This is a genomic window from Kitasatospora sp. NBC_01266, assembly GCF_036242395.1.
Classification (GTDB): Bacteria; Actinomycetota; Actinomycetes; order Streptomycetales; family Streptomycetaceae; genus Kitasatospora.
Window position 1 is genome coordinate 3,959,347 of the sequence record NZ_CP108458.1, and the last position, 17,637, is coordinate 3,976,983.

At 68.3% G+C, this 17,637-nt stretch carries 11 protein-coding genes and 1 riboswitch; of the genes, 5 read left to right on the forward strand and 6 right to left on the reverse strand.

Translation table 11 applies throughout. The annotated features are described in order from the left end of the window. The first annotated feature begins 368 nt into the window (after positions 1–368). Positions 369–1,451, forward strand: coding sequence for a MarR family transcriptional regulator (locus tag OG403_RS17130; RefSeq protein WP_329565290.1), 1,083 nt, complete (start codon positions 369–371; stop codon positions 1,449–1,451). Positions 1,452–1,688: 237 nt separating this feature from the next. On the opposite strand, the gene OG403_RS17135 is transcribed toward OG403_RS17130, so the two are convergent. From OG403_RS17135 to OG403_RS17150, 4 genes are all read right to left on the reverse strand, one after another. After that, the gene (locus OG403_RS17135; protein WP_329565292.1) at positions 1,689–2,414 is read right to left on the reverse strand and encodes an MgtC/SapB family protein; all 726 of its coding nucleotides are present in this window, start codon (positions 2,412–2,414) and stop codon (positions 1,689–1,691) included. Positions 2,415–2,441: 27 nt separating this feature from the next. Further along, entirely contained in the window at positions 2,442–2,849 is a 408-nt protein-coding gene (locus OG403_RS17140) for a winged helix-turn-helix domain-containing protein (RefSeq protein ID WP_442910927.1), read from the reverse strand. Between the two features lie 15 nt (positions 2,850–2,864). Next, positions 2,865–3,146 carry a hypothetical protein gene (locus tag OG403_RS17145; RefSeq protein ID WP_329565293.1) on the reverse strand — a complete coding sequence of 94 codons (282 nt, stop codon included), beginning with the start codon at positions 3,144–3,146 and terminating at the stop codon, positions 2,865–2,867. A 209-nt stretch (positions 3,147–3,355) separates the two neighbouring features. Next, on the reverse strand, positions 3,356–5,032 hold the full coding sequence (locus tag OG403_RS17150; protein WP_329565295.1) for an NRAMP family divalent metal transporter: 1,677 nt from the start codon (positions 5,030–5,032) through the stop codon (positions 3,356–3,358). A 305-nt stretch (positions 5,033–5,337) separates the two neighbouring features. Continuing rightward, positions 5,338–5,515: riboswitch (M-box (ykoK) riboswitch) on the reverse strand. Positions 5,516–5,834: 319 nt separating this feature from the next. On the opposite strand from OG403_RS17150, the gene OG403_RS17155 reads away from it, so the two are divergent. Then, complete coding sequence (locus OG403_RS17155; protein ID WP_329565297.1) at positions 5,835–8,678, forward strand: PKD domain-containing protein; 2,844 nt, start codon at positions 5,835–5,837, stop codon at positions 8,676–8,678. A 309-nt stretch (positions 8,679–8,987) separates the two neighbouring features. Then, the gene (locus OG403_RS17160) at positions 8,988–13,043 is read left to right on the forward strand and encodes a hypothetical protein (protein WP_329565299.1); all 4,056 of its coding nucleotides are present in this window, start codon (positions 8,988–8,990) and stop codon (positions 13,041–13,043) included. Positions 13,044–13,545: 502 nt separating this feature from the next. On the opposite strand, the gene OG403_RS17165 is transcribed toward OG403_RS17160, so the two are convergent. Continuing rightward, positions 13,546–13,911: a DUF6907 domain-containing protein gene (locus OG403_RS17165; protein ID WP_329565301.1), complete on the reverse strand. Its 366-nt coding sequence runs from the start codon at positions 13,909–13,911 to the stop codon at positions 13,546–13,548. A 242-nt stretch (positions 13,912–14,153) separates the two neighbouring features. Between OG403_RS17165 and OG403_RS17170 the strand changes: the two genes are divergently transcribed. Both OG403_RS17170 and OG403_RS17175 read left to right on the forward strand, forming a co-directional pair. After that, entirely contained in the window at positions 14,154–14,474 is a 321-nt protein-coding gene (locus OG403_RS17170; RefSeq protein ID WP_329565303.1) for a hypothetical protein, read from the forward strand. Then, on the forward strand, positions 14,474–15,244 hold the full coding sequence (locus OG403_RS17175; protein WP_329565306.1) for a nucleotidyl transferase AbiEii/AbiGii toxin family protein: 771 nt from the start codon (positions 14,474–14,476) through the stop codon (positions 15,242–15,244). The genes OG403_RS17170 and OG403_RS17175 overlap by 1 nt, the downstream gene beginning before the upstream one ends. A gap of 334 nt (positions 15,245–15,578) precedes the next feature. Here OG403_RS17175 and OG403_RS17180 read toward each other — a convergent pair whose 3' ends face one another. Continuing rightward, complete coding sequence (locus tag OG403_RS17180; protein ID WP_329565308.1) at positions 15,579–17,570, reverse strand: hypothetical protein; 1,992 nt, start codon at positions 17,568–17,570, stop codon at positions 15,579–15,581. Between the last annotated feature and the right edge of the window lie 67 nt (positions 17,571–17,637).

The window sequence follows — 17,637 nt, forward strand, 5'->3', positions numbered from 1 at the left end:
ACGTTCCTACACTGGGAAAATGGTAAGGGTATTTTCCGCAGCTCGTAACAGTACGGTCACAGTGCTGTTCTGAGCTGCCTTCAGGGGGTCGCGGGAGGCCTCAGGAGACCCCGCGAGGCAGCGGCGGTAGGCGTCGCGGCACCCCGAGCTTCGGGCTTCGAGACCCGAGCGCTCTCACTGCGGAACGGTGGGTGGTACATATCCCGCCCACCCACCCAATGCTCTTGCAAGCCGATGAGTATGACTTATTGTCATCAGTTGGCAACTGCCAGCGATCGCGGTGTACGGTTCGCGCAAAGAAGCAACCCCCGCCGGTGCACCAACACCGAACGGGGGTCTGACCGACACGAATCGAGCCGATCGATCCAGTGGCTACTCACCATGCTATCGCCGCCCCCGGCTACGGCAAGCGGTCCGCGCCGTCGCAATACCCGAGCGGGCCGGACGACTTCGCTCACCTGCCCGACCGCGAGGCCGAAATCGCCCGCCACATCGACGGCCTGCCCGAAGGCGCGGCCGTCGACATCAAGTCCCTCGCCCGCGCGCTCGCCCGCTACGGGCAGCAGGCCGTGAGCACCGTGCTCCGTGCGCTCATCCGCAAAGGCCACCTGCGCCGGGTGCGCGAGACGGTGGGCGACGGCCTGACCCAGTGGGTCTCCCGGACGTACTTCTCGCGCACGCCGCGCAGCGCCACCTGGTGGGAGAAGTTCCTCAACGACCGCGAAAGCAGTGGGCGCACGGACCCCGCGCCCGCGCCCCCGGCGCGCTCCTTCTCCTACCGGGCGCTGGCCTCGCTGGCCGCCGCCGACCGGCGGATGATGCTCTCGGCCGCCGAGTGCGCGGAGTTGGAGGCGCTCGCCGCCGAGTGGTTCGCGCGCGGAGTGACCGTCGAGCAGTTCCGCTTCGCGATGACCAACGGCTTGCCCGCGACCGTGCAGTGCCCCGGTGCGTTCGCGCGCAAGCGGCTGATCGACCGGCTGCCGCCGGCGCGGGACACCGAGCCGCAGCCGCCGTCCGAGCGGCTGACGGAGTGCCAGGGCTGCCACCGCCCGGCCCGCCCGACCGCGCTGCGGGACGGGCTCTGCCGCAGCTGCTGGGAGGAGGAACCGGCACCGGGCGAGGGCCGGGCAGGCGACAGCCGGGCAGGCGACAGCCGGGCAGGCGACAGCCGGGCAGGCGGCCAGGAACAGGAGACACCGACCGGGATGATCGCCGGGATCCGGGCCGCGATCCGGGAGCGCAGAGCGCCCCGAGAGGTCAGCCCTGCTGCCGGGCCGCCGCCACCAGCAGCTCCGACGCCGCCTCCGGCAGGTCCAAGTGCCCGGAGATCCACGACGCTTCATGACCGGTACGGGCCAGCACCCACGCGGTCTGCAGCCGCCCCAGCGGACAGCCGGCCAGGTACGGCCGCACCGCCTCCAGCGGAAAGCCCGCCAGGCTCTCGGCGGTGAACCAGTCGTCGGCCGCCCCCGCAGCCGACCCCATGACCGGCTCCACCGCCGGCTCCACCGCCGACTCCCCCGCCAACTCCCCCACCACGACCGCCCGGCGCCGCCACCGCCGGAACGCCGCCAGTCCGCCCCGCACGCTGCTCCACACGTCCGCGCCCCCTGCCTCGCGCCGCGCCGTCGCCCGGTTCACGCCGGCGCCCGGTTCACGCCAACGCCTGGTTCACGCCAACGCCTGGTTCACGCCAACGCCTGGTTAACGTCCTCCTCCTCGTCCAGGTGCCAGTGCAGATCCCGCACCCCCGGCTCCAGCGAGAGCCGGGAGATCACCTGCTCCAACGCGCTGGCCACGTCACCGCTGACCGAGAGCGAGGCGCGCAGGCTGGTGGTCTCCGGGGTCTCCCGGCGGGCCCGCAGGCCGGTCGGGGTGAGGCCCGAGCTGGTGAGGGCCTGGAGCAGCAGGGCCCGGATATGGGTCTCGGAGCTGCGGTCGCAGCGCAGGTGCAGGTTGGCCTCGACCACCGCGTCGGGGTCGGTGCCGGCGGCCGGGACCCGGTCGAGCAGGCGTCCGGCGGGACGGCCGACCACGTGGACGGCGATCACGGCCAGCGTCCCGATCACGGCGAAGCCGTACTTGCCGGAGGCGGCCAGCACCCCGGCGGCGGCCGAGCACCAGAGCGTGGCAGCGGTGTTGAGGCCGCGCACCCCGGCGCCGTCACGCAGGATCACGCCACCGCCGAGGAACCCGATACCGGAGACCACGTAGGAGGCCACCCGGGTCGGGCTGCTGGTGTCGCCGACGGCCTCGCTGTAGAGCACGAACAGGGTGGCCCCGGTGGCGACCAGCGCGTTGGTGCGCAGGCCGGCCATCCGGGCCCGCCACTGGCGTTCGACCCCGATCACGGCACCGCACAGGACGCCGGTACCCAGTCGGAGCAGGAAGTCGAGGGTGGACAGGGCGTGCATGAAGCACCTCCTCGGGGATCGCTGGGGTCAACGGGTGCGGCGGTGGTCAGGCCCGGCGAAGGCCGGGTCGAACTTGTAGCCGATCTGCCGGACGGTGGTGATGGCGTCGCGATGAGCCGGGCCGAGCTTACGGCGGATCCGGGCCACATGAGTGCTGACCGTCCTGGTGTCGCCGAGATTCGGGCGGCCCCAGACGGCCTCCATCAACTGGCTGCGGGAGAGCACCCGCTTGGGCTGGGCCATCAGGTGGGCGAGCAACTCGAACTCCAGGTAGGTGAGGTCGAGCCGCCGCCCGTCGACGGTGGCAGTGCGCTGGTCGATGTCGACCACCACGCCGACCGCCGTGAGGCGCCGGGTCGGCGCCTCCACCATGGGAGCAGTCGCGGTTGGATTGTCGGAGAAGATCAGCTGAACCCTGGGGTAGTGCAGGGGCATCGAAACGTCTCCTTCTCAGCTCTCGGCGTGCCAGGCGGCTTCGAGGTGGACGGTCCCGGCGCGGTCGGTGACGGCGTGCCACTCGGCGGCCAGCCGCACGCGCTGCCGCTGCGGAGCGGCGGTGGCGCGCGGCGCCGGGGGCCGGAAGGTGTGCAGCACCGGGCTGTCGAGCGGGCTGTCGGCCAGCCGGCGCAGCAACTGCGCCAGGAAGGTCCGGACCCGGACGGTGCCGCCGAGGCCGATGGCCGGTCGCGGTCGGGCCGCCGGGAGCGCGGTGTGGAACGTGAAGACGGACACGGGGAGCTCACCTCCGTGGACGGCGTGCGCGCACGTCACGCGCACGCGGGCATGGCGAAGCGAACGCTTCGCGCGATTGAGCGTGCGTCAGTTGAAAGGCAGGAGGAGCTGTTGAACGGCAGGGTTGGAGGCCGGGACGAGTTGGGCCGGGGAAGGCGGCCCCTGTCCGGCCGGCCGGGACCGGGCGGCCGGACAGGGCGCCTCGGCCGTCAGTGGCCGAGCGCGGTCTCGACCAGCTTGAAGACGACCATGACCATCGCGATCAGCAGGTAGCCGCGCAGTGCGCCCATGCCGACCTTGCGGCCGGTGGACATCACCGGGCGGGTCAGGGTCTCCAGCGGCGGCATCCGCCAGTCGTCGCGGCCCGTGCGGTCCTGGGGGCACCCCCGGCCGGAGGCTGGGGGAGGGTCCTCGGCGGTCGCGGTCCGCTTGCGGGTGAAGGCGAAGCCGGCGACCAGCACACCCACCACGCCGCAGCCGGCCATGATGTCCAGGATCTGCCGCGAGGTGATGTCCGGGAAGAGCACCGAAGCGGTCAGGATCACCGACAGCGTCACCAGCACCCCCACCACCGCCGAGGTGAACGCGTTCACCTTGGGCCCGTTCGACCACGGCCCCAGCACCTGCTTGTCATTGCACAGCAGCAGCAGGAACACCGACGCCGACGGCAGCAGCACACCCGCCAGCACCTGCACACCCTGCGTCAGCAGACCCAGCGTGTGGTCACTGGACGCCAGCACGATCGCCGCCGCCGCACACACCAGACCCGCATACACCGCGTAGAACCCCTTCGCCCCACCGACCCCGCGGTGCAGCGAGTGCTTCATCCCGAACACATCACCGATCGCATACGCCGTCGACAGCGACACCGCGAACGCACCGATGATCGACGCGTCCAGCAACGCGATCGCGAACAGCACCCCGACCAGCTTGCCACCATGGTCCGCCAGCCCCTTCGCCACCGCACCCGCGTCCGTGAAGTTCCCGAACCCGTCCGTACCCGCGAACGCCGCCGCCGTGAAACCCATCATCGCCGCCGCACCCACGACCACGATCACGATCCCGATCCACAGATCGGCCTTCTCGTACTTCATGAACCGCGGCGTGATCCGCTTGTCGATCACATACGACTGCTGGAAGAACAACTGCCACGGCGCCACCGTCGTCCCCACGATCGAGATGATCAGCAGCATCACCGTCGCCAACTGCCCCGTACCACCCGGCATGTCCGGCACCACGAAGTCATGCGCCAGCTGCGAGGTCCTCGGGTGGACCATGAAGTAGATCGGCACCAGCAGCAGCGACCCCGCGCACAGCGCCACCGCGATCCGCTCGAAACGCTGGAACGACCCCGTGAACGCCGAAGCGATGATCACCGCCGCCGCCAGCACCACCGACGCCACCTTCGGCAGCCCCAGATACCCCGCCGCCAGCGTCACCCCGATGAACTCCGTCACCAGCGTCAACCCGTTCAGCAGGAACAGGTCGATCACGCTGAACGCGCCCCAGAACTTCCCGAACCGCTCCAGGATCAGCCGCGCGTGCCCCACACCGGTCACCGCACCCAGCCGCAGCACCATCTCCTGGTTCACGTACAGCACCGGAACCAGCAGCAGCAGCGTCCACAGCAGATGCGTACCGTAGTTCTGCCCCGCCTGGCCGTACGTCGAGAACGCCCCGGCGTCGTTGTCGCCGACCATCACGATCAGACCCGGACCGACAATCGCCAGCAGCGTCTTCAGCTTCGCCGACAGACCCTTGCGGTCAGCCGTGTCATCCAGCCTGATCGTGCCCAGCGCACCCTTGATATCGCCCAGGTGCGCATCATCCAGCACCGCGCTGCGCGCCGCCGGAACCTTCGAGTCGAGTGTCACGTTGGTGGTCATGGTGAACCTCCCTCAGCCCCCAACGATTCAGGGGGAGTTTGGAGGCACGCGGCAGCTATCCCCGCTACGAACAAGCGCCAAGGAGCGCGCCAGGGCAGCACTGAGCCGCTGATGGCGCGTCAGATCGAAAAGCGCGTAGCGAAGGTGGTTACCGCGAGCCGAAGAAGTACGAGGACAGGCGGGGGTAGGGGCAACTGTGGCCCGGACTACTGCAATCCATGAGTCTCTCGCCTCCTCCCGGCCGGTGCGCGCGACGGACCGCTGCGCATGACGACACGGCAAGGAGCTCGCCGGCCCCGAGGACCAGCTCACCCCAACTCGTCAGAGCTTTGGCACTTCACGGCGTGATCCGACTCGGCTGAGCCGGAAGCCACTTGGGATCAACCCTTAGGTCGGGAAGATCTGTCCTGATCCGGAGCGTCTCTCGACGGTTGGGATCAGTGGCCTGTGTCCATGAAGACGCCTCACCGAACGAGGTGCCTGCAAAACCTTGCCTAGCTTAGCCCTGTTCCACCCGAACGCTTGCCGCATTTACTAAACCTTGACCAAAGGGCCCTGGACACGTGGGGAAGTCCAGGTCACCGAGCGCCACCCGGGCTTCCGGCAGGCCAAGGCTTCGCCACGCGGCGATCAAGGCGGTCAACCGCCGTCCGCGCAGTGAATCGCCAGCTCAGGGCCGGGTTTCCCGACATCCGGGAGGCGCTCGTAACGGCGTGACAAAGATGAAGATCAAGAGGAGGATGTGCCCGGCTTCCGCCACGTGCGTAGAAGCCTCCAGCATCCGGTCCACAGGGGGTCCTCCGTGCGCCAGCGTCATCTCGCCGGCCTCGCCGTCGCCACCGTCATCGCGCTCGGGGCCGGTCTGCCCGCCCCGGTCCTCGCGGTCGCCGACGGTGCCACGCTCTTCGTCAACCCGGTCTCGGGCTGCACCGACACGGGCAGCGGCACCCAGGCCGCGCCGTTCTGCACCATCCAGGCCGCCGTCGATGCCGCCCAGCCCGGCCAGACCGTCCAGGTGGCCGCGGCCACGTACCGCGAGCAGGTCACGCTCACCCACTCGGGAGAGCCGGGCAAGCCGATCACCGTTCGCGGCGGCGACATCCGCAACGGCCTCAGCACTCTGCCGCTCGTCGGCTTCGACCCGGGCGGCACGGCCGCAGACCACGGCTTCGTCCTCAACGGCGTCCACGATGTCACGATCACGGGTCTCGGTATCCGTGGCTCCCTCGGTGCCGTCCAGTTGGCCGACACCCAGCTGGTGACCCTCGACGGCAACATCATGGGCGGATCGACGTCCGGCCCGCAGACCGCCGGCATCCACCTCAGCGGGACGACCGCCTCCACCACGATCAGCCGAAACATCGTCAGGGGCCTTGCCCGTACCGCCATCGTCGTCGACGCCGGCGTCACCGGCACCATCCTCACCACCAACGCCGTGGACAACCAGGCAGGCGGCGCCGGCATCCAGATCACCGACGCCCCGGGCACGGTGATCACGAGCAACACCGTCAGCTCGGTCTGCGGCCCGGCCATCGGCCTGCTCGGCAACTCGTCCAAGGCCGTGGTCGAGAACAACGTCCTCGCCACCGGCTTCGACACCGGCAAGAACGCCCCCGCCTGCGACCCGAGCCAGGGCACGGCCAAGCTCTCCGTCTCCGCGGACTCGGTGCCGGGCACCGTCGCCGACTACAACCTGGCCGACCCCTTCGGCAACGCGCCGGTCTACAACTGGGCGGGCACCAGCTACGCCACCGCGGCCGACTTCACCAAGGCCGTCCCGCAGCAGGGCGCCCACGACATCACGGCCGATCCGCACTACTCGGGGAACCCCGACACCGCTCTCCCCATCGGCTCCAACTCCCCCGGCATCGACTCGGCCGACGCCAACGCACCCGGCGAGCTCACCACCGACCTCTACGGCTACCAGCGGATCGACGACCCCGCCTTCCCCAACACCGGTACCGGTTCGGGCTACTACGACCGGGGCGCGTTCGAGTTCACGACCTCGTCCCGCTCGGTCGCGGTCGAGGTCCAGCCACGGCAGATTCCCGCCGGAGCGTCGACCACCCTCACGCTGCACGACTTCGGAAGCTGGTCGCCAGTCGTCTCCTACACCGTCGACTTCGGCGACGGAACTCCGACCGTGACGACCACGCAGTTCTCGGTCCAGCACACCTACCAGACTGCGGGCTCCTACCAGGCCACAGTCGTCGCCACCGAGCAGAACGGCGACACCACCACCACCGGTGACACCACCGTGCAGGTCAGCCCGCCCGGCCTGCTCGTCCCCAAGCTGACGTCCTCCCGGAACAGCAACCCGCTCGGGTACGACTTCTCGGACTTCGGCTCCACGTCCCCATGGTCGCTGGAGAGCTTCAGCTTCGACTTCGGTGACGGCAGTTCCCCCGTCACCACCACAGACGTCATCACGGGCACCTCCCACACCTACGCGAACGAGGGCGACTACACCGTCACGCTGACCGTGACCGACACGGGTGGGCGCAGCGAGAAGACCTCGCAGCTTCTGCACGTCGCGTACCAGGCGGGCGCCTTCCACCCGACAACCCCGATGAGGCTGCTGGACACCCGCACCCTGCCCAGCAGCGTGGCCGCCGGTGGCACCTTCGACCTCCAGTTGCTGCCCAACTACTCCAACTACTTCGGCTACCAGCAGCCGACTGCCGTCGTCCTCAACGTGACGGCGGTGTCGAAGGGGCGGGACGGCCACGTCACCGTCTACCCGACAGGTAGCAAGCAGCCCACCACGTCCAGCGTCAACTACGTCGGCGGGCAGGCCGTGCCCAACCTGATCACCGTCCCGGTCGGTCCGACCGGTGCGGTGTCGTTCGCCAACTCCTGGGGTGGCGACGTGGATCTGGTGGTGGACATCTCCGGCTTCTACAGCACCGACCTGTCGAGCGGCTCCAGGTTCACCCCGCTCACCCCCGCCCGCCTGGTCGACACCCGCAACGGCGACACCGGCGGCAAGCTCGGCCCGGACAGCACCCGCAACATCAAGGTTGCGGGCAGCGGCGGTGTACCCGCCAACGCCACCGCCGTCATCCTCAACCTCACCGGCACCGACGCCACCGAGACCACCCACCTGGACGTCGCCCCGAGCGGCACCAGCGGCTACGGGGCCTCCAACCTCAACCCCGTTCCCGGCCAGGACCGCGCCAACCAGGTCATCGTGCCGCTTGGCCCCGACGGCAGCATCAACGTCTACAACCACGCCGGCTCGACCGACATCGTGCTGGACGTGTTCGGCTACTACAGCCCGGACGGGAAGGGCCTGTTCACCCCCACCACCCCCACCCGCCTGCTCGACACCCGTACCACCGGGACCCCGCTCAGCCGGGACAGCCAGACCAGTCTCCAGATCGCCGGCACCGGCAACGTCCCCGCCAACGCCACCGGAGCGGTGCTGAACGTCACCGCCACCGACTCCACCGCCCCCAGCTACCTCACCGTCTTCCCCGACGGCCAGACCCGCCCCGGCACCTCAAACCTCAACGCCCAGCCCGGAGTCGACGTCCCCAACCACGTCACCACCCCGCTCGGCACCGACGGCAGGGTCGACGTCTACAACCACGACGGCACGACGGACGTCCTCGCCGACCTGCTCGGCTACTTCACCGCCGGCTGATCCCGCACAACCGCATCCGCCCCCACCGGGTCTCCCGGCGGGGGCGGAACCGTTTGGACCGGGCTTCCAGACCGGCCAGGTCTCGCCGCGCCAAGCGGCGTCCCAGGACATCCACTTGTGAAGGAGCACACCGGCCTCTGCCGGCGCAGCGCCACCGCTCCCGGTGCTGGATCGATCCCCGTTGCGCCCAACGGTAGTTCGGCAACGGAATCCCGCGCGCCGGCGTGCGGGCAACTCGCTAGACTCCGCCTGCTCGGCAGTTCCTGTGCTGTTCTTAGAAATCCGGTGTAACCGGAATGGGGGGATCGTATGAACCTGCTGCCGTCCGGCAGACGAGAAAGAAGAGGCTCCGGCGCGCTCGCGTCCGGCGCCGTGTTGCTGGCCGTCATAGCCTCGCTGATGGGCCAGCCCGGCAGCGCCGCCGCGGCGGCACCGCCCGTCGCGCCGCAGTCCGCCGCGGCCGCCTCGTCACAGCCCGGCGCCACTTCCGGCCCCACAGCCGGCACCGCCACCGCAGCCCCGTCGGCTGCCGCCAGCACGCCCCCGTCGGCGTCCGAGAGCCGACCCGCCAAGGTCGCGCCCAAGACGGCGCCCACGACCGAGGCGAAGTCCGCCCGCGGCGAGGCCGTGCGGGCGGTCCAACAGAGCGCCCCGCCCGGCCCGTGCCCGGCCACCCTTGCTCCGCAGACGGTCGTCGGCTGCGCGGTCGGCGCCTACCAGACGGCATCCTTCTCCATCACCCTGCCGCAGCAGACGGACCTGGTGCTCATCCAGGCCGTGGCGGCCCAGGGCACGCTCTACCCGACAATGGTGGCGCCGGACGGCAGCACCAAGGTGACCTGCGACAGTCCCTTCGGCTCCGGCTACGGGTACGGCGTGCTGCGCTGCCCGACCAGCCAGGCGGGGACCTACTCGCTGCAGGTCAAGGACGGCAGCGGGACGCAGAACGGCATCTCCGTGTCGTACCTCCCGCTGCTGTCCGCCACCGGCTGCAAGACAGTGGCCGCCACCGACCGGACGCTGGGCGCCCCGACCGTGTTCCCCGGCTCACTGCCCGTCGCCTCCGCTGGTGACTGCTACACGCTGGACCTGGCCGCCAACGACGTGCTGCGCAGCTACGCGAACACCTACCGGGTCACCCAGACCGTGTACGACGCCACCGGCAAGCAGGTCTGCACCGACCAGTCGAACCCGGGCAACGGCCTCGACTGCCGGCTCGCCGGCACCGCGCCGTTCCGCGTGACGGTGCAGCAGTCCTCCGGGGCCGCCCAGGACTACTCCTACAGCGCCGCCCGGCTCTCCCAGCCGGAGGGCTGCACGGTGGTGGAGCCGCAGGCGTTCGGCACCACCCCGGATCTGAGCGGCACGGCGCGCTGCCGCACGCTCCGGGTCCCGCAGGCCACCCACTACGGCTTCGGCCCGGTGTCCACCGGGACGGCCCCCTCCGGCGGGCTGTTCACGCCGGACGGCACCGCGCTGGTCGCCAACTGCTCGCTCGGCGCCTGCGACCTGACCCCCGGTGACTACACCTGGGCGGTCCAGGCGAGCAACACCACCGCCGGTGCGTTCGGCATGTTCCTGTACTCGGCCACCGAGAACCGGGGCTGCGTCGCGACCGGTGACGAGGACCTGGCGAACGGCCCCGCCACCGGCACCTTCGCCGGGCCGGGCGAGCAGCTCTGCCTGGCCCTGCCCACTGCCACCGGCAACGGCCTCTACCTGCTCAACCAGCCGCCGTCCGGCGGCGCCGACGTGGCGGTCGAGATCGACGACGCGGGCGGCGCCAAGCAGTGCACCAACGGCGGCTACGCCTACGGCGTCTGCAAGTTGACCGGCACCGCGCCGTTCCGCGCGGTGCTGAGCGGCACGCCCGGCAAGGCGTACCAGCTGGCGATCCAGCGCACCGGCGACTCGGCCGGCTGCACCGCCTGGCCGCAGTCCGGCTTCGACGGCTCCTGGGGCGCGCAGGTCTCGCTGACCGCGACCGTGCCGCAGGCCTGCCTGAGCCTGCCCGCCGACCAGCACGCCAGCGCCGAGATGCTCGACTTCGCCAACAGCAAGAACCAGTTGAACGCCTCGGTCCACGTGGTGGATCCGAGCGGCACCGAGGTGTGCCAGACGGTCGGCACCTCCTACACGGCCTGCCAGCTCGCGGCGGGCGTCCCCTACACGGCGATGCTGGTCGGCGTCGGCGGGGCGGACACCTACAAGGTGGTCCACCGCGACATCTCGCCGACCGCGCAGTGCACCACGCCGGCCTCGACGGCGGTCGGCGGTCCCTCGACCCCCTACGACCTGAACTCGGTCCTGGACGCCCGCTGCATCCGGATCAGCGGCGCGGCCACGGACAAGTTCTGGCTGAGCGCGCGCACCCTGGGATCGCGCTACGACCCCGGCACAGTGATGTCGGTCGTCGACGCCAACGGCAAGCCCGTCTGCACCCAGTGGGGCACCGCCTGCAAGGTCACCGGCTCGACCTCGTACGTCGCGTTCGTGCTCGCCTCCGGCTACAACGGCACGACCATCCACACCAACGTGGATACCTGGAAGGTCGGCTCGGCGGCCGGCTGGGCGCCCGAGTGCACCGCCAACCCGGTCTCCGTGGACGGCTTCGCGCTGCGCAGCGGGGTGCTCAACGAGTCCTCGACCGGCTACTGCGCCGTGCTCGACATGAAGCCCAACCAGTCCTTCAACGTCTACGGCACCGACAGCTCCACCAGCCTGGAAACCCCGCTGCTGACTCTGACCGGCAGTTCCTCGTGGGACGACCCGAACCTGACGTACCAGTGCGTCTCCATGTACGGCACTTTCGGCGCCAATTGCCAGGCAACCCCCAACTCGGTTGCCGGCCAGGCGGTTCTGCTGCTGAGCGCGAACCAGGCGGCCACGCCGGTCGAGTACAGCATGCAGGGTGTCTGCAACCAGGGCTGCACCCGTGCGCCTCAGCCGACACCGACGGGGCTCAGTCCCGCGACCGGTACCGCCGGGACGCAGCACCAGGCCGTTCTCCAGGGCACCGGACTCACCCTGGGCACCAAGGCGTGGCTGGCCCAGAACGGCGGCAAGCAGACGGTGCTGACGCCGCTCTCCGTGAGCGCCGACGGCACCTCGCTCGATGTCCTGGTCGACACCAACGGCCTGGTTCCCGGTAGCTACGACCTGGCGCTCGACACGGTCGGTTACACCACCGGGACGCCCTCCTACGGCTACCTCCCCAACGCGTACACGGTCACGGCCGCCGCGACCACCGCCAAGGACAAGTTCGTCCCGATCACCCCGACCCGCTTCCTGGACACCCGCTACGGCATCGGTGCCCCGAAGGCGCAGCTCGGCTGGGATGGCGTGGTCGCGCTTCAGGTGGCGGGCCAGAACGGGGTCCCGTCCACCGGGGTCAACGCCGTGGTGATGAACGTGACGGCCGTCAACCCGTCGGACGCCGGCCACGTAACGGTCTACCCGGACGGTCAGCCTGCCCCGAACACGTCGAACCTCAACTTCACCGCCGGGGACACCGTCCCCAATCTGGTGACCGTTCCGGTGCTGAACGGCAAGGTCGACCTGAAGAACGCCTCCAGCTCCGTCGACCTGATCGCCGACGTCACCGGATACTTCACCGACTCCGGCGCCGGCTCCGCGTTCACACCGATCACCCCGACCCGCTTCCTGGACACCCGCTACGGCATCGGTGCCCCGCAGGCGCCCGTCGGCCCCGGCGGTGTGGCCTCGCTCCAGGTGGCGGGCGTCAACGGTGTTCCGGCCACCGGGGTGACCGCCGTGGTCATGAACGTGACCGCCGTGTACCCCACCGAGGCCGGCCACGTGACCGTCTACCCCGACGGCCAGCCACTGCCCGACGTGTCGAACCTCAACTTCACCGCCGGGCAGATCGTCCCCAACCTGGTGACCGTCCCGGTCGTGAACGGGATGGTGGACCTGCGCAACAACTCGGGCTCGGTCGATCTGATCGCCGACGTCACGGGCTACTACTCGGCCACCGGATCGACCTACTCCTCGGTCGCGCCGGTTCGCCTGCTGGACACCCGGGTCGGCACCGGCGCCCGCCAGGGGAAGGTGAGCGGGGACAGCATCGTGAGCCTGCAGGTGGGCGGAGTCGAGGGCGTACCCGCCACCGGAGTGACCGCGGTCGTGCTGAACGTCACGGTCACCGAACCCACCGATGACAGCCACATGACGGTCTATCCGCACGGGATCGCGTGCCCCAACGCCTCGAACCTCAACTTCACCGCCGGACAGACCAGGGCCAACCTGGTCGTGGTCCCGGTGGTGGACGGCCGGGTGACCTTCTACAACCACGCGGGCGACACCCATGTGATCGCCGACCTGGAGGGCTACTTCACCTCCTGACACCGCTTCACGCCGAAGGCCCTCCCGGAAGCGTCCGGGAGGGCCTTCGGGCTCCAGCGGGCCAGCCGGAGCAGCGGCCTCGCACGGCTTCCGACCCCGCGGGCAGCGCCCTTCGGCTCACGCTCGTTGCCAAAACCACGGGTCACAGCGGCTGGAAACAGAAAAACCCCAGGTCAGAGGCCTGACCTGGGGGTTCCGGTGGAGCCGCCTATGGGATTCGAACCCATGACCTACGCATTACGAGGACACGTGATCATCCGCCGACTAGTCCCAACCGGCGGGCTCGCGTCCCAGTTTTCCCTGATCAGAGCACGTCCGTGCGTGACGGCTCGTCCCATACGGTTCGGCTGATCCCAAGCGGCTATGGATACTCCCGGGCAAGTTCCGGGCAAGTTGCTCCGGAGGAATCCCGTTACCCCTCCCTGTTCCTTCTTGCTCGGCCAACGCAAAGACTGTTACTCAGAGCATTCGATGTGGTCGGCCGTGGGGCTTCCCCAGTCAGTCACGCCGCGCGGTGCTGGGCGGCGCGCGCGATCGCGCCGTAGCGACGCTGGAACTCTCTCAGCTCTGTCACGTACCGCTCGAACCCCGCTATCAGCGCTTCCAGCCCTGCTGCGTCCAGTGCCTGCTCCTGTATGCCCTCCACATCAACGGACGGCAGGATCGGCCCAGGCGTCTCCGGGTCGGCTTCACCCATGAGCGCAACCTTCAGCAGCAGCGGCACGGGCGGTCCCTCACCGCCCGGAGCGGTCAACAGCAAGGCCGAGCCGTAGTGCCAATCGGACGGCTCACGATGCCCGCCGTCGCACCACTCCGGGCAGGCTGACCCGGTACTGGCTTCCGCCGGTATGCCTGACGTGCTCTCCATCGGGGGACCTCCTATGGGCTCCGCCTGGGGCCCCCACAGCGGGGCCAATCCGTCTACGGCCACTCTGCATCGTCCCGCCAGGCGCCCGCCGCCGCGCCCGCGAAATGCATCACTCGTTGGAGTGAGGTCTAGGAGAAGTCGTTGCGGCGGACAGCAAGGCGGATTGCTCCGGCAACTCTCACCCACTCGATCAGTCTGTCGAGAGCCTGCTTCCTGGGGCCCAAATAGGGCATCCTGGTGACGTGAGTAGGTATGCCGATGCCAAGCCCTACGCCGTCCCGGACACCCTGGCTGAGCTGACAGGACCGGTCCACGGCCTCATTCGCCTGCCCCGTCACCTCGACTGGGGCCCGGACTATGCCTACGACCTCGACGATGACACAGACCTTGCCGTCATGTACGAACGCGTTGTCCGCGAAGCCCAGTCCGCAGCAGACCTCCAGGAGCACCTCGACGGTGCCACCCTGGCGCGGCTGTGGCCACAGCTGATCGTCCCCGCGCCCGCCCGGGCCCGCTGGGAGCAGCGTTTCCCCCAGCTTCGCCGTCAGGCGACGGCGGCATAGTGGACGAACTGCACGCACGCCTGATCCGAATCTGCCTCGCTGCCCTCGCCGACGACTTCGGGTTCGCCCTCGCGGGCGGCTACGCCATCCAGGCGCACCAGATCGTCAACCGGCTCAGCGACGACGTGGACCTGTTCACGCCCTTCGAGCGCAGGGATCAGATGCCGGCAGCCACGACTCGCGCCTTGTCTGCCCTCTGGGAGGAAGGTCTGGAGGCGGAAGCCGCGACCACATCGGAGACCTACGTAAGGCTCCAGGTGACCGACCCAGCAACCGGGCGGGAAACGAAGGTAGAACTGGTCGCCGAGTTCCTTTCCCACCCACCCGTCGAAGCAGCACTCGGCCCAGTCCTGCACCCTGACGACGTAGCAGCCGGCAAGATGACCGCGCTCTTCTCCCGAGCCGAGGTCCGTGACTTCATCGACGTCGACGGCCTGCTGCGCGCCGGATACACCCGCGAGCGTCTGATCGAACTCGCCGAGCAGCGCGATGGCGGCTTCGACACCGCCGTCCTCGCTGACATGTTCGCCAGCATCCAGCGTTTCAACGACCGCCAATTCGCGTCATACGGGATCGACGTCCACCGGGCGACGATCATCCGAGGCACTTTCCTGCGCTGGCGCGAACAATTGCTTCCCGGTAACAGCAGCAGTCCCCGAGGCACGGCGGCCCGCGCTCGCTCCGGCTTGCCTACTGGAGAGCCGCACATGCCAGCCTCACAATCGCAGCCTCTGACCGAAGCGCCCCGGGACGACGGTCGGACCCGCTGACTGCCATACCCCCGCACGGAACTCCCAACTGCGATGTTGGCCCGGAAGTCGGGGTCAAGGTCGGCATGCTGAACGAGTAACCAGGCAGCGGAGGCCGTTTCTGAGCCGACGAGCGAAACAGCGGACCAACCGGCATGGGCAACAACTCTTTGAGGCGGGCGGGGTGGCGTTCGTCTATGACCGCGTCCCATATGCCCGTTTCCAGGGCATCATTTCCCATATTCCGATCACCTTCGGCCATTTCCAATATCTCTTGGGCAAGCTCGTTGCTCCTCGGACTCCATAGGGTTGACCCTACGCCTACCGTGACGGCCGTAGCCATTTCTTGGCGCACTTATCCAGCGTCACGTATCGCGATCACTCGCTGCTGGACTGCGAGCATGGGTTCCAACATGGTGACTACCTCCCGCGCATACCGACCAGCCGCTACGTCATCCGACGCACGGCTGTCAGCCAAACCGGTCAACGCCACTATCAAGCGGTCGGTCCCTGCTACGACTTCGCCAGTGAATTTCCGGCGGCGTTCTTCAGGGAAAACATCATCGAGGCGCGACCGCATGATCCGCAGGCTAGCGATGGCGGCGTGAATGTTTTCGGTCCGCTTAGGCTCCTGGGAGGCATAGCGCACGGAATCGAAGAAGACAGCTGTCAGTGGAAACGTGACGTACATGGCCTCATTGACTTGAGTCCAAGGCCCTCCGTTATGCAAGAGCCATTTGGCGGTGGATATACCTAGGCGCGGTCGGCTGTGTGGTAAGGCATCATCGCCACCAGAGAACTCGTCACGCTCAAAGGAGACAGAATCACGACCAGCGATATTAAGGGTAGCTCGCTTGGCAGTAGGAACAGCTCCGAAGGCTGCCGGCATCAAGCTGAGGATACCTACTTCGTCAGGCTCACCAATGCCCTCCCTTAGATTTGCAGAGACTTTGACTGAGTCATCGTCTTCGGCTACCTCGACGTCGGAAAGCCCAACCAGGCCACCAAGCAGCGCGATGGTCTGGTTCCGCTGCCCGGGTGTTACGAGCTCCATTGATACCGCCGTTGCTACATGCTCGGCACCGTGGCTCCAGACCCACGGCAATACGGCAAGTTGCAGCGCGAGAAGGGTTTCCTGGAGTGCCACCATATCTTCATGGAACTCGGCGTCTGACAGGTGGAGTTCTTTACGCGAGACCACTCGACCATTTTCAATCCGACGCGACTTAGCGGTGATCCCATCAGCCGTTACTTCGATACCTGCATGGGAACTTGCGTTGCGGATGACCATCTCTACTGTGCCGGCCCAAGGCGCGCCCAAGCGGGATAGCTCCTCGACGACTTCGCCGGACTTGATCCCCTCAATAACGTCAATCTCATAAGTGGCGTTATCGTCACCGCGGCTCGTCCTAGCCGAAACGAGCACGATGCCGCCGAGGTCAACCAAAGCCCCTTCAACTAGGTCCTTATAAACCTCTGCCATCGAGCGCATGCGATGGCGACGCGGCAATTCATGTCGCAGCTCACGGTCAAGCCGCTCGGCCTGGTCCACGACGCGCTCAACACCGCGACTGAGACGTTCAACAAGCAAATCTGGCTCAACTATCCAAGTGCTACTCGTGCCACCGTCGAGTACAGAACGCAGTAGGTTGGCCCGCTCAACCAATGCGTAGTGATCGACAGCCTGCGCTCCAAAGGACAGCGTCGGGAGAAGCGCGATGGCTCGCTCATCGGGAAGTGTGCGGATTCCGGAGATGTCCCCATAGGCGTTACGGGCGATCTCTGCGCCACGAGCGATTGACGGGCTGGCTGAACTCGCACCCCTCACACCGGCCCAGACCAGAGCAGCGATGTCCAAAGAGCCATCGACCCTAAACGGGCCATCACTTGGCGACTGCTCAATCAACTCGATAAAGGCGTCAACGCGCTCGGCATGTTTTGCGCTGACATCGAACGCTCGGTTCCCCGCCCCCTGCCAACGCACAGCCTCATCCATGTCCACAGCGCTCAGGGTCATCGCCATGAGCACGTGGCCGCGCACGTTAGCCACCAAGGCGCGGATGGCCTCGCGGTGAAGCGCGCGGAGCTCGATGGCTGGCATGGTCTCTCGGAGTGGGTCGATCCGGGAAAGTGCTCCGTCGAGGACCTGGATCAGGCGAGTGAAGTCGGCTAGACAGCCTGGCTCTTCCGGGTCCCAAGACCGTGAACCAAAAATCTTTGCAACCTCGTTGTGAAGCACCGATAGCGCCCGCATGCCAGGCAGCAGGACGTCACTGAGGTGAACATGCATCGGCAGCGGCGCGCCCCGGGTGGCAAATTGAAGTGGGCCGTCGGTGACCTGCTTCATGCGGTCCTGGAGTCGGTAGAGACGTCCCTTGAACGCCTGCCGACGGCGGCGTACTACGGCTCGCACT

What these genes read in the sequence shown, in the direction of transcription:
- OG403_RS17135 (WP_329565292.1), bottom strand. Translation starts at nt 2,414, where the DNA reads ATGCACGCCCTGTCCACCCTCGACTTCCTGCTCCGACTGGGTACCGGC.
- OG403_RS17140 (WP_442910927.1), bottom strand. Translation starts at nt 2,849, where the DNA reads ATGCCCCTGCACTACCCCAGGGTTCAGCTGATCTTCTCCGACAATCCA.
- OG403_RS17150 (WP_329565295.1), bottom strand. Translation starts at nt 5,032, where the DNA reads ATGACCACCAACGTGACACTCGACTCGAAGGTTCCGGCGGCGCGCAGC.
- OG403_RS17160 (WP_329565299.1), top strand. Translation starts at nt 8,988, where the DNA reads ATGAACCTGCTGCCGTCCGGCAGACGAGAAAGAAGAGGCTCCGGCGCG.
- OG403_RS17165 (WP_329565301.1), bottom strand. Translation starts at nt 13,911, where the DNA reads ATGGAGAGCACGTCAGGCATACCGGCGGAAGCCAGTACCGGGTCAGCC.
- OG403_RS17180 (WP_329565308.1), bottom strand. Translation starts at nt 17,570, where the DNA reads ATGAAGCAGGTCACCGACGGCCCACTTCAATTTGCCACCCGGGGCGCG.